Source organism: Acidovorax sp. LjRoot38 (assembly GCF_964252975.1).
Lineage (GTDB): Bacteria > Pseudomonadota > Gammaproteobacteria > Burkholderiales > Burkholderiaceae_C > Acidovorax > Acidovorax facilis.
Genome location: NZ_CAXUPT020000008.1, coordinates 177,141 through 188,244, shown reverse-complemented (window position 1 = coordinate 188,244; position 11,104 = coordinate 177,141). Strand labels below are relative to the sequence as shown.

The 11,104-nt window shown below is 67.7% G+C and carries 13 protein-coding genes; 9 read left to right on the top strand and 4 right to left on the bottom strand.

What is annotated here, in order from left to right; genetic code table 11:
• Positions 1-57 precede the first annotated feature (57 nt).
• On the top strand, positions 58-717 hold the full coding sequence (locus ACSQ22_RS16525) for a hypothetical protein (protein WP_436130937.1): 660 nt from the start codon (positions 58-60) through the stop codon (positions 715-717).
• Between the two features lie 94 nt (positions 718-811).
• On the top strand, positions 812-1,000 hold the full coding sequence (locus tag ACSQ22_RS16520) for a DUF3149 domain-containing protein (protein ID WP_055393653.1): 189 nt from the start codon (positions 812-814) through the stop codon (positions 998-1,000).
• A gap of 475 nt (positions 1,001-1,475) precedes the next feature.
• Here ACSQ22_RS16520 and ACSQ22_RS16515 read toward each other — a convergent pair whose 3' ends face one another.
• Both ACSQ22_RS16515 and ACSQ22_RS16510 read right to left on the bottom strand, forming a co-directional pair.
• Complete coding sequence (locus ACSQ22_RS16515) at positions 1,476-1,694, bottom strand: hypothetical protein (RefSeq protein ID WP_055400951.1); 219 nt, start codon at positions 1,692-1,694, stop codon at positions 1,476-1,478.
• Between the two features lie 253 nt (positions 1,695-1,947).
• Positions 1,948-3,606, bottom strand: a complete 1,659-nt coding sequence (locus ACSQ22_RS16510; RefSeq protein ID WP_436130936.1) for a serine hydrolase domain-containing protein — start codon at positions 3,604-3,606, stop codon at positions 1,948-1,950.
• A 230-nt stretch (positions 3,607-3,836) separates the two neighbouring features.
• Between ACSQ22_RS16510 and serB the strand changes: the two genes are divergently transcribed.
• The 5 genes from serB (at position 3,837) to ACSQ22_RS16485 (ending at position 8,946) form a co-directional block, all read left to right on the top strand.
• A complete protein-coding gene (gene serB / locus ACSQ22_RS16505) occupies positions 3,837-4,550 on the top strand; it encodes a phosphoserine phosphatase SerB (protein ID WP_228894648.1) in 714 nt (237 codons plus the stop codon).
• Positions 4,551-4,572: 22 nt separating this feature from the next.
• A complete protein-coding gene (locus tag ACSQ22_RS16500; RefSeq protein WP_121419665.1) occupies positions 4,573-5,154 on the top strand; it encodes a redoxin domain-containing protein in 582 nt (193 codons plus the stop codon).
• Between the two features lie 157 nt (positions 5,155-5,311).
• Positions 5,312-5,776, top strand: a complete 465-nt coding sequence (locus tag ACSQ22_RS16495) for a (2Fe-2S)-binding protein (protein ID WP_436130935.1) — start codon at positions 5,312-5,314, stop codon at positions 5,774-5,776.
• Complete coding sequence (locus ACSQ22_RS16490; protein ID WP_436130934.1) at positions 5,773-7,881, top strand: molybdopterin cofactor-binding domain-containing protein; 2,109 nt, start codon at positions 5,773-5,775, stop codon at positions 7,879-7,881. Before ACSQ22_RS16495 ends, ACSQ22_RS16490 begins: the two co-directional genes overlap by 4 nt.
• 30 nt (positions 7,882-7,911) lie before the next feature.
• Complete coding sequence (locus ACSQ22_RS16485) at positions 7,912-8,946, top strand: helix-turn-helix transcriptional regulator (RefSeq protein WP_436130933.1); 1,035 nt, start codon at positions 7,912-7,914, stop codon at positions 8,944-8,946.
• A 40-nt stretch (positions 8,947-8,986) separates the two neighbouring features.
• On the opposite strand, the gene ACSQ22_RS16480 is transcribed toward ACSQ22_RS16485, so the two are convergent.
• Positions 8,987-9,517, bottom strand: coding sequence for an RrF2 family transcriptional regulator (locus ACSQ22_RS16480; RefSeq protein WP_436130932.1), 531 nt, complete (start codon positions 9,515-9,517; stop codon positions 8,987-8,989).
• A gap of 92 nt (positions 9,518-9,609) precedes the next feature.
• Here ACSQ22_RS16480 and ytfE point away from each other — a divergent pair, with 92 nt between their 5' ends.
• Positions 9,610-10,380 (top strand): iron-sulfur cluster repair protein YtfE, encoded by a 771-nt coding sequence (gene ytfE, locus ACSQ22_RS16475; RefSeq protein ID WP_436130931.1) that lies wholly within the window; start codon positions 9,610-9,612, stop codon positions 10,378-10,380.
• A complete protein-coding gene (locus tag ACSQ22_RS16470) occupies positions 10,377-10,817 on the top strand; it encodes a group III truncated hemoglobin (protein WP_436130930.1) in 441 nt (146 codons plus the stop codon). The genes ytfE and ACSQ22_RS16470 overlap by 4 nt, the downstream gene beginning before the upstream one ends.
• Positions 10,818-10,850: 33 nt before the next feature.
• Here ACSQ22_RS16470 and ACSQ22_RS16465 read toward each other — a convergent pair whose 3' ends face one another.
• Complete coding sequence (locus ACSQ22_RS16465; RefSeq protein ID WP_171012331.1) at positions 10,851-11,024, bottom strand: LiaI-LiaF-like domain-containing protein; 174 nt, start codon at positions 11,022-11,024, stop codon at positions 10,851-10,853.
• Positions 11,025-11,104: the final 80 nt, after the last annotated feature.

Sequence of the window (11,104 nt, the reverse complement as noted above, 5' to 3'; positions counted from 1 at the left end):
CCTCTAGCGCTTATCTGGCAAGCGCTAGCAGCTATTAATAGCATAGTAAACAGAACCATGTGGCTGGAAGCCGCCCTCGTCCTCGTCGCTCTGGTTGCCGCTCTGGCGGCCCGTCCCTGGCGCATGCTGGCCAACCGCAAGCCCCTGGCACACGAGACCCAGGGCGCGCCGTCTGCGCTGTGGACGCCACTGCTCGCCACGCTGGTCTTCCTGCCCTGGCTGTGGGCCCTTCCCACACTGCACGCCATGCCGCTGCAGCTGCAGTGGTCGGGCGCCTGCCTGGTGGTGCTGATGCTGGGCTGGCCGCTGGCGATCCCGGTGCTGATGGGCGTGGGCATCGTGGCCTGCCTGATCTCCCCAGCGATGGCCTGGGCCGATGCGCTGGGTGCCACGGTGTGGCTGGGCGTGGTGCCCGCCACGCTGGGGCTGGGCCTGGGTGCGCTGCTGCGGCGCTACACGGGCACCAAACCGTTTGTCTATGTGCTGGGCCGTGCGTTTCTGGGCACGGTGGTCTGCGTGTTTGCGGCGGGTGTCCTGTCGCAGTGGAGCGGCCATCTGCTGCCCGGCGTGGGCGATGAGCTGTCGCTGGTGGCGCGCTGGCTGATGGCCTGGGGCGATGGGTTTGTCACCGGCATGCTCGCGGCGATTTTTGTGGCCTTCAAGCCCGAGTGGCTGGCCACATGGTCGGACCGGCTGTACTTGCCCCGGCCGGACTGAGCCTCGGCTGCTGCAGCGATGGTTGACACAGCGCAAGGGGTATCCGCCTTTGCAGCGCGATAGTGGACATCACACCAACAAGGAGTGCCCCACCATGAAGCTGCTGAACGATCTTTTCTCTACCGACTACGGGCTGATGAGCATCATTGGCATCGGGTTCATGCTGTGCATGGCCGCGTTTTTCCTGCGCATGTTCCTGGTCAAGATGAACGAACCACCTACGCCCAACCCCGCCACCGCCGGGCGCGCGGGCAACGGCAAGAGCCTGCCGCCTTCGCGCTGATCCGGCCCGCACGGTCTGAGCGCCGTAGCCCGGCACGGGGAAGCCGAGGAGGCGATGCGATTGCGGGCTGTAGCCCCTAAAAAACGGCTCCCACGTTCTGCCATGGTCCACGGCCCGTTGCCGACAAACTCCAGCGCGCAGTGCATGCCGCCCTTTTCGACCCGGACACCCAAGCCAAGCTTGCCGCCAGCGGCACAAGCGTCTTAGAACCTGTTCAAAGTCTTTTCGGGGATCGCATTGGAGTGCAATCGGGATGAGTGGAAGCTTCGGATGCGCCGCATGGGCTGGTGCCCATGCAAGCAGCCGGAGCGTCCAATCGCCCGATTTCACTCCAACCCTTCGGGCAGGTGCCTTGCCGGGCGGTCTGCGGCGTTGCGGACGCTTGCCAATAGCCGGGCTATTGGCTGCACCCCGCGCCTTACATTCCATCCCGGCAAGGTACTCGTGCGACCCTGAAAAGATCTTGAATAGGTTCTTAGCCCAGCGCCAGACTGTCCGCATCGAACGACGGTGGTCGCAAAAGGTCCTCGTCGATGCCCATCACTTTGCTGGCGCGCTCCAGGGCCTGCCACAGGGGCGCAGGCATCTGCAGTATTTCTTCGGGAGAGGCTGACTGCGCAATCCATGCGCTGATGTCAACGTGCTGCTCGGCGGTGAGCAAGTCCAGGTGCAGCATTTCGTCAATGGTCTTCATCGGTGGTCTATCGGTAGCGGGTCTTGCTGGCGAGGGCACCTGCTGGTGCTGGGAAGTGGAAGCCCAAGGCTACCTGACAACCATCAACATGCGGCCGAGAGCGCCAATATCAACCGGGGCACGCCGAGCCCCCGGCGCTCGGGAAACGCGACCATCCAGCCCTGATCATGGAAGAAACTGGCCAGAGCCGGGCTGGTCACCGTGGCGCTGAACCTGGTAGCTTCATTGCCGATGGTCGCGCAAAGCCGAAACGCTACTCCCCGCGCCCCCGCACCTGCGCCCTGAACCCCCAGTTGTTCTCCAGCCCCACATTCACCGCCTTCCCGCCGTCCTCGAATTTCAGCGTGACCACGGTGACCTCGCCATCCGCCACCGAGCGCGAGATGAGCTGAAAGGTCTGCGCATCGAGCCAGTGGCCCTTGATGGCGATGACCGCATGGGGTCCCTGCTGCACGGTGCGGTACTTCCCATCCAGGCCCAGCGGGCCGGCAACCGGCTCGCGCGGCAAATCGGGGCGGCTGCTGTCGAAGGTGACCTCATAGCGCGGGTTGGCAGGCGTGAGATCCAGCACCAGGCGCTGGATGCCCATGCCGTTGCGCTCCAGCAGCCAGGCCTTGCGCGAAACGGTGGCGGCCAGTTCGGGCGTGGTGGTGGGGATGGCGCTGGGCTTTTCCACCCCGGCGTCGCGGATACGGGCGGCCAGATGGTCCTGCCCGGCAGCGTCAGCAGGCAGGGGCTCGCGCGAGCGCACGGCGGCGGTGATGTGGTCGATGAACAGGGGCAGCGGGTAGTGGCGCCGGCCGGTCACGGCGACGACCACGTCGAGGTCGGGCAGCACCACGATGAGCTGGCGGTTGAAGCCGGCCGTGAAGTACGCGCGCTTGGACGGGATGCTCCACCAGCCGTTGGCGTACTTGAAGGCGGGCGCACCGTTGCTGGTGCCAAAGCCCATGTCCACCACGGGATTGAAGACCTGCTCCACCCAGGCGGCGGGCAGCAGCTGGCGGCCGTTCCACTGGCCCTTGCGCAGGTAGAGGTAGCCGATGCGCGCCATGTCGCGCGGGTGCAGGTACAAGCCCCAGCCGCCGACCTCCAGGCCCTGCGGGTCCTTGCGCCAGCGGACGTCGGTGATGCCCAGGGGGCCGAACAGGCGTTTTTGCGCATAGGCCAGGGTGCTGCCGCCGGTCTTGTGCGCCAGGATGGCTGAGAGCAGATGGGTGTTGCCACTGTTGTAGTTGAAGCCCGTGCCGGGCGCCTGGGCCATGGGCCGGTCGAGCACAAAGCCCTGCCAGTCGCGCGTGCGGGTCAGCTGCAGCATGGTCTCGGGCACGGCGTCGCTGAGCGGCTCGATCCAGTTCAGGCCCGAGGTCATGTCCAGCAGGTGGCCCACAGTCATGGCCTTCTTGGAGGCATCGGCGTTGGCGACCTTGCGGTCAGCAAAGAAGTCGAGCACGGGCGCATCGCGCGAGGCGATCAGCCCGTCCTGGATGGCCATGCCGGTGAGCGTGGCGACGACACCCTTGGTGGTGGAGTTGACGGCATGCTTGAGCCCCTCGCGGTACGGGGCATAGAAGGCCTCGGCCACCAGGCTGCCGTGTCGGGTGACGAGCAGGCTGTCCATGCCCTGCGCTGCGCCAAAGTCGACGAGCTTGGCCAGCGCTGCGGAGTCCATGCCCTGCGCCTCGGGCGTGCTTTCTGCCCAGTCGTCAGCAGGCCAGATAGCGGCGAGAGGGGCTTCGGCAGCCGATGCAGCGGGGGATGCGGCAGGTGATGCGGGGGCCGCTGCATCCTGCGCTACCGCTGGGGTAAAAGGCACCGTCGCGCTGGCCAGCAGTGCGGCCGTGGCCTGCCTTCGGTTGATCCATGTCGCGGAGACTTTCTCTCCCGCGTTGCCGTCTCTGTGCATGGCCATCGTCAGTACCCTCAGTGCATGTTGTGCAGAAATCATATGCGCCCATGGGCACTTACTGCACATCGTCCGCATCCCAGGCAAACCCAAGAGCTGGAAGCAACCTCTCTCGGCCGCGAGCCGCAGAATTTATGCCCTGCGGGGCGATACGGTTTGGGGCTGTCGAGGACGCAGGCGCGGGCGATACCATTGCAGGTTGTGCTCCCCCAAAAAAACGACTCCCACGTTCTGCCATGACCCACGCTACCGAATTCGCGCCCGGCCTTGTTGTCCAGGGCATTGAAGCCCCCCTGTCCCTGTCGAGCTACAAGCTCATCGCGTTTGACATGGACTCCACCCTCATCAACATCGAGTGCGTGGACGAAATTGCCGACGCCGCAGGCCGCAAGTCCGAGGTGGCCGCCATCACCGAAGCGGCCATGCAGGGCATCATCACCGACTACAAGGAGAGCCTGCGCCAGCGCGTGGCGCTGCTCAAGGGCGTGACCGTGCAGCACATGGAGCAGGTGTTCACCGAGCGCCTGCGCTTTAACCCAGGCGCCAAGGAGCTGATCACCGCCGCCAAGGCGGCGGGCCTGACCACGCTACTGGTCTCAGGCGGCTTCACCTTCTTTGCCGACCGCGTCAAAGCCGGGCTTGGCATCGACTTTGCCCGCTCCAATGTGCTGGAAGTCGAAAACGGCCTGCTCACCGGCCGCATGGTGGACCAGGCCTGGGGCGACATCTGTGATGGCGCCGAAAAGCGCCGCACGCTGCTGGAAGTGGCTTCGCTCATGGGCATCTCGCCCCAACAGGCGATTGCGGTGGGCGACGGCGCCAATGACCTGCCCATGATGGGCGCGGCGGGCCTGTCGGTGGCCTACCACGCCAAGCCCGCCGTGCGCGCGCAGGCCAAGGTGGCCATCAACCAGGGCGGGCTGGACCGGCTGCTGGAAGTGCTGCGCTGATTCGCGACACCACGGCCCCGCCATGCTGAAGGCCCTTGCCACCCGTGCCGCGCAGTCCCTGCGCAAAAGCTGGAAGCAGCACCTGGCCACCCTCGCGCTCGCCTGGGTCGCCATCGTGGCGGTAGACACCTGGCGCACGCGCGACCTGCCCCAGGGCCCTGCGCCCGATGTGGCGCTGGTGATGGCCCCCAGCGCTGGCGCCACCGCCCCCACCACCCTGGCCCAGTGGCGCGCCCAGCACCCCGGTCAGGCCGTGGCCGTGCACTTCTGGGCCGAATGGTGTTCCATCTGCAAGCTGGAAGAGCCCAGCATCGCCAGCCTGTCCGCCGACTGGCCCGTGCTGGGTGTGGCCATGCAGTCGGGCAACGCCGAAAAGGTGGCCCAGGTGCAGCGCCAGCGCAGCATGGTCTGGCCTACGGCGGTGGACCCGCAGGGCACCCTGTCACGCAGCTGGGGCGTGCGCGCCGTGCCCGCGCTGGTGGTCATCGACGCGCACGGCCAAGTGCGGTTCGCCACCTCGGGCTACACACCCGAATGGGCCATGCGCCTGCGGCTGTGGTGGGCGCAGACCATGCCGCAGTGGAGTGCAATGCTTCCAAAATGATAGCCTCTAGCGCTTGATGGACAAGCGCTGGAGGCCATTTTCATTCAAATCCCCGGCCCGACGCCAAAGTTACCGCTCTGATCTGTTTGGCGCAGATCTTCAAGACCAACCGCCTCCGCCTTTGCACACTGGCCCCGTACCACCCACGGAGGCCCGCATGCACATCACCCTGAACCAACAGCCCCAGCCCGTACCACCCGGCTGGGAGGACGAACCCCTGCTTTGGCTGCTGCGCGAGCCCCTGGGCCTCACGGGCACCCGCTTTGGCTGCGGCATGGGCCAATGTGGCGCCTGCACCGTGCTCATAGACGGCCAGGCGCAACGCGCCTGCCTGCACACCGCACGCGGGCTGCAGGGGCGCGCCGTCACCACCATCGAGGGGCTGGCGGCGCCCGACGGAACGCTGCACCCCGTGCAACAGGCCTGGCTGGACCTGCGCGTGCCCCAGTGCGGCTACTGCCAGAGCGGCCAGATCATGGGCGCCGTGGCCTTGCTGCGCGCCACACCCCGCCCCAGCGATGCGCAGATCGACGCCGCCATGTCGGCCCACCTGTGCCGCTGCGGCACCCAGCACCGCGTGCGCGCAGCCATCCACCAAGCAGCCGGGGGAACCAAACCATGAAGCGCCGCCAGTTTTTGGCAGCGGCAGGCGCCGGGGTACTCACCGTCACGCTGGCGGGCTGCAGCCTGGTGCCAGTGATCCCCAAGCGCCCCACTTCCACCGCCGATGACGCGCTGGGCTGGATACGGCACGAAAACGGCCGCTACACCCTGTGGCTGCCCAGCGCCGAAATGGGCCAGCAGATCAGCGCCGCCATGCAGGGCCTGGCCGCTGCCGAGCTGGGCGTGCCGCCTGCACAAGTACACCTGCAACTGCCCAGCACCCGCCACATCGCCCGCGTGCGCGCCACCGTGGGCAGCGCCAGCGTGCAGGACTTTGCCCTGCCCCTGGCCCGCGCCTGCGCCACGCTGCGCGAGGCCCTGGCGCAAGGCCGGACCACGGGAACGCTGGCCCCGCGCGACATCCCGGCCAGCGCGCTGCGCAGCCTGCAGGCGCGCACGGGGGCCGCCAAAGAAGCTGCGGCGGCGCCGGGCCAGCTGCACGCCCTCGTCACCGGCCGGCCGCTGTTTGCGGGCGACACGCGCCTGCCCGGCCTGCTCTATGGCCGCGTGCTGCGCGCACCGATGTCGGCCGAAATCACCTCACGCCCGCAAGCGTGGGATGAGACGGCCGCCCGCGCCGACCCAGCCTGCGTGGCCGTGGTGCAGCACCCGCGCCTCGCGCGGATGGGCAGCCTGGGCCTGGGCATCGTGGCGCGCACGCCCTCGGCGCTCGACCGCATCGAGGCCGCGCTGGCCGTGCAATGGCAGGTGGAAGATGGCAGCGCATTCGAGCAGGCCGCCATCGACGAGCGCATCGACATCGACACCCACCTGCGCCGGGGCGCGCTGCAGCACCGGCTGCGCAAGGACGACCTGCCCACAGACACAGCATGGACGCTGGACCTGCGCATGGACGTGCCCCTGGCCGCCCACGCGCCCATAGAGCCGCGCAGCGCAACGGCGCACTGGCTGGCCGCCGCAGACCAAGGCATCGCCCTGAAGGTATGGGCGGGCACTCAAGACCTGTTCTACATGCGCGACGTGCTCGCTCGCCAGCTGGGCCTGGATGCCGAACGTATCGAGGTGCAGGCCTGCCGCATCGGCGGCGGCTTTGGCGGCCGCACGCTGTGCACGGTGGAGCTGGAGGCCGCCGTGCTCGCCCAGGCTGCAGGGGCACCCGTCAAGGTGCAATGGAGCCGCGCGCAGGAGTTTGCCCAGGGCTTCCAGCGCCCGCCCTCCAGCCACCGTGTGCGGGCCCGCGTGCAAGGCGGGCGCATCACCCACTGGTGGCATGCGCTGGCCAGCAGCCACATCCTGTTCACACCCGCCGCCATGCCGGTGTGGATGCAAACCCTGGCCGACCTGGCGGGCGACAGCGGCGTGGCGCGCGGCGCACAAATGCCGTACGACGTGCCCCAGCAGCGCATCGAGTTCACCGCCCAGCGCCTGCCCGTGCACACAGGCCCCTGGCGCGGCCTGGGTGCGGGGCCCAACACCCTCGTGGTGGAGAGCACCACGGACGAATGCGCGCGCCACGTTGGGGCCGACCCGCTGGACTGGCGCCTGCAGCACACCACCGATGCACGCCTGGCGCAGGTGCTGCGCAGTGCCGCTGCAGAATCCAGATGGTCAGAGCGCCCCGCCAGCGACGCCACCACCTTGCGCGGGCGCGGCATCGCAGGCGGTATCTATAAGGGCGTGAGCTACGCCGCCGCCGTGGCCGACGTGGAGGTGCAACGCGCCACCGGCCAGGTGCGCGTAACGGCGCTGTGGTGCGCGCACGACTGCGGCCTGGTGCTGCAGCCTGACGGCGTGCGCGCGCAGACCGAGGGCAACCTCGTGTGGTGCGTGGGCATGGTGCTGCACGAGAAGTTGCCCGTGGCCCGCTCGGGCGTGGCCGCCGCCAGCTTTGCCGACTACCCGCTGCCACGCATGGGCGACATTCCGCCGCTGCATGTGCACCTGATCGACAGCAGCGCGCCGCCCACCGGTGCCGGAGAAACCGCCATGGTGGCCGGGGCCGGAGCGATCGCCAACGCGCTGCGCGACGCCACCGGCGTGCGTTTTGCCCGCCTGCCGGTGCGCAGCGCGGATGTGCTGCGGGCCTTGAGCACGCGGAGCTGAATCAGGCAGCACCAACGGCACAATCCGCCCATGCAAGACTTTGCCAGCGCCGCCATGGTCCGCCTGCTGGTGCGCGCCATGGCTGCGCACGGGCTGGTGCCGCCACCGCCCCCACCGGGTGCCGACGGGCTGGCCGCGAGCCACGTGCCCCTGGCCTACAAACGCAGCGTGGTCGAAGCCGTGCTGCACCAGGGCGGCCTGGGCACACTTCTGCAGCTGGCCCAGCGGGTGGACCTGCTGGCGGGCGACCCGGTGCACCGCGCGCTGCTGGGCGCGAACGATGTGCCCGAACTGATGGCGCGCTGGCAGCGGCTGGAGCGGTATGTGCATTCGCGCCACCAGGTCAGCATCACGGCCAGCATCCCCGGCGAACTGGCACTGCGCCACCATGCGCGCCCCGGTGTGCCGGAAGAACCCCACCCCACCGAAAGCCTGGCAGTACTCGGCGTGCTGATGGGCGCCAGCCGGGCCCTGGGCGTGCGCGGGTTGCGGGTGGAGATCGGCGCGCCCGAGGCCGCAGGCCACCGCGTGAACCTGCGGATGGAAGCCCCAGCCACCACCCCGGCAGAACTGCACGCGCAACTGGCACCGCTGGCCGCGCAAAAGTTGCTAGGCCATTGGACCTTGCATTGGGAACATCACGAAAGCAACGCACCCACAACCCCCACCCAGCAGCCCCAGCCCGCCACCCACCTGTGCGACGCCCTGCCCTGGCCGCCGCTGGCGCACCAGCTGGCGCGCCATGTGCTGCAGGACCCGGCAGCACAGCACACGGCGGATGCACTGGCCCAACACACGGGCCTGGCCCGCCGCAGCCTGCAGCGGGCGCTGACCGAACGCGGCCTGAGCTGCCGCCAAATCGTGACCGAGGCACGCGCGCGCGTGGCCGCCCAATGGCTGCTGGAGAGCCCGCATGGCCTGGCTGAAATCGGGTTTGCGTGCGGCTTTGCAGACCAGCCCCACTTCACACGCGAATTTGCGCGGCATGTGGGCCTGACCCCGGCACGCTACCGGCAGGCGTTTGCAGTCGGAGGCATGCAAGGGTCGGATTTGCTATCAATTTGATAGCAAAAACTCGATATCTATCGAGCGCAATGGACCATTTTTATTCAATATTTTCGGCTTTGGAGGGCAACCCGGCCACGGGTGCTCGCTTGCGCATGGCGCCGCCGCCCCGGGGCAGCGCCACCGTGGACAGCAGGGCGCGTGCAGCCGACCCACCCGCAGCGGCCGGTGCCATCAGGTCGGCCAGCGTCACGCTGTCCAGCACCGCCAGGTAGGCCTGCATGGCCTGCCACAGCACGCCCTTGAGGCGACAGTGGTTGCTCAGGCGGCACTGGTTGGTGCCGGGATCAAAACATTCCACCAGGTTGAAGTCGGTCTCGGTGGCACGCACCACGGCGCCGATGTTGATGGCCGACGCCGGCACCATCAGCCGCATGCCACCGCCCCGCCCGCGCGTGGTCTCCAGCAGCCCCTGGGCGGCCAGCTGCTGCACGATCTTCATCAAGTGGCTGCGCGAGATGCCGTAGCCCTCGGCCACCTCGATGATCGTTACAGGTTGCTCGCGGCCTTCGGTGGCTGCGCAGTACATGAGCACGCGCAGCGTGTAGTCGGTCCATTGGGTCAGGCGCATGGTTTTTGCCGCAGGTCAATTGAAAGAGGTATGCAGGACGAATTTTATTGAATAAAATATTCACATCAAATGAATCTTTAAAAGGACCCGCCATGAATGCCCGCGTTGACCACCTGGAAGCTGCCTCCGCCCACCCCGCCCCGCTCAGCGCCGACCAGCAGATCGGCCAGATCGCGGTGCAACTGCCCGGTGCCACGGCGGTTTTTCGGCGTCTCAAGCTCGACTTTTGCTGCGGCGGCCAAGTGAGCCTGTCCAAGGCGGCTGCCGACAAGGGGCTGGACGCGAACGCCGTGCTGGCCGAGCTGGCGGCCCTGCAACGCAGCGACGCCGTGCCCGAAGCCGCATCGCCCAGCGCGCTCATCGATCACATCCTGGCGCGCTACCACGAGGTGCACCGCCAGCAGCTGCCCGAGCTGATCCGCATGGCCCGCCGCGTGGAGGCCGTGCACCGCGACAACCCCCATGTGCCCGCCGGACTGGCCGACCACCTGGAAACCATGCACGAAGAGCTGCTCTCGCACATGCTCAAGGAAGAGCAGGTGCTGTTCCCCATGCTCAAGAGCGGCGGCAACCCCTTTGTGGGCCAGCCCATCGGCATGATGCGCGCCGAACACGTGGACCACGGCGAAGCGTTGGACAAGCTCAACGCCCTGACCAACGACGCCACGCCCCCACAAGGCGCGTGCAACACCTGGCGCGCGCTGTATGCAGGCATTGCCCAGCTGGGCGATGACCTCATCAACCACATCCACCTGGAGAACAACGTGCTGTTCCCGGCGTTCGAAGCCGGCGCAGCGCCCTCGTCGCAAGGTTGCGGTCCGTCAGGCTGCGCGTGCAGCGGCGGGGGCACACTGCAGGCATGAACCTGCAAACCACTTCACCCGAGGGTCTTGGGGCACACGCACCACCCAGCGTGGAAAGCATCACGCAGCTGGTGCATGGCTTTTACGGCGATGTGCGCCAGGACCCGCTGCTGGGGCCCGTGTTTGAAAAGGCCTTGCACGGCCAGTGGGACGCCCACCTGCAGCGGCTCGTGGACTTCTGGAGCACGGTGGCACTGGGCACGCGCAGCTTCAAGGGCGACGTGTTTGGCAAACACATGGCGCTGGAGGGCGTGACTCCCGCCCACTTTGCCGCCTGGGTGGGGCTGTGGCAGCAGCACACCAGCCGCCTGTTTGCCCCCGAGGTGGCGCACGACCTGCAGGTAGCGGCACACGGCATTGCGCGCAATTTGTTCCGGGGTTTCTTTGGCAGCGACCCGGCGTTTGTGACACCGCGCAGCGGGCACGGCGAGCGCTGAGCCCAGGCCTTTGCCTGGGTCTTTGCGCCAGGGCTACTTCTTCTTGTCGCCCGGTGTGAAGAACAGCGCCAGGCCCACCGCGATCAGCGCCACCGGCCACCACACCCGCAGCAGCTCGCGCAGGCTGATGCTGATCAGCCCCAGATTGGTCAGCAGAAAAAACACGCCCAAAACGACCAGGACGATCGCTGCGATATGGCCTTTCATGTGCATTCCCTCGGAGTTGTTGTGACTGGAGTCAGTATCACATGCCCGCCCACGCCTGCTCATGGCAAGAGACCGCTGGG

Excerpts from the sequence above, each read along its gene's own strand:
- ACSQ22_RS16500 (WP_121419665.1), top strand. The coding sequence starts at position 4,573 with ATGCTGAAGGCCCTTGCCACCCGTGCCGCGCAGTCCCTGCGCAAAAGC.
- ACSQ22_RS16465 (WP_171012331.1), bottom strand. The coding sequence starts at position 11,024 with ATGAAAGGCCATATCGCAGCGATCGTCCTGGTCGTTTTGGGCGTGTTT.
- ACSQ22_RS16520 (WP_055393653.1), top strand. The coding sequence starts at position 812 with ATGAAGCTGCTGAACGATCTTTTCTCTACCGACTACGGGCTGATGAGC.
- ACSQ22_RS16480 (WP_436130932.1), bottom strand. The coding sequence starts at position 9,517 with ATGCGCCTGACCCAATGGACCGACTACACGCTGCGCGTGCTCATGTAC.
- ACSQ22_RS16490 (WP_436130934.1), top strand. The coding sequence starts at position 5,773 with ATGAAGCGCCGCCAGTTTTTGGCAGCGGCAGGCGCCGGGGTACTCACC.
- ACSQ22_RS16495 (WP_436130935.1), top strand. The coding sequence starts at position 5,312 with ATGCACATCACCCTGAACCAACAGCCCCAGCCCGTACCACCCGGCTGG.
- serB (WP_228894648.1), top strand. The coding sequence starts at position 3,837 with ATGACCCACGCTACCGAATTCGCGCCCGGCCTTGTTGTCCAGGGCATT.
- ACSQ22_RS16485 (WP_436130933.1), top strand. The coding sequence starts at position 7,912 with ATGCAAGACTTTGCCAGCGCCGCCATGGTCCGCCTGCTGGTGCGCGCC.
- ACSQ22_RS16525 (WP_436130937.1), top strand. The coding sequence starts at position 58 with ATGTGGCTGGAAGCCGCCCTCGTCCTCGTCGCTCTGGTTGCCGCTCTG.
- ACSQ22_RS16470 (WP_436130930.1), top strand. The coding sequence starts at position 10,377 with ATGAACCTGCAAACCACTTCACCCGAGGGTCTTGGGGCACACGCACCA.
- ACSQ22_RS16515 (WP_055400951.1), bottom strand. The coding sequence starts at position 1,694 with ATGAAGACCATTGACGAAATGCTGCACCTGGACTTGCTCACCGCCGAG.
- ytfE (WP_436130931.1), top strand. The coding sequence starts at position 9,610 with ATGAATGCCCGCGTTGACCACCTGGAAGCTGCCTCCGCCCACCCCGCC.
- ACSQ22_RS16510 (WP_436130936.1), bottom strand. The coding sequence starts at position 3,606 with ATGGCCATGCACAGAGACGGCAACGCGGGAGAGAAAGTCTCCGCGACA.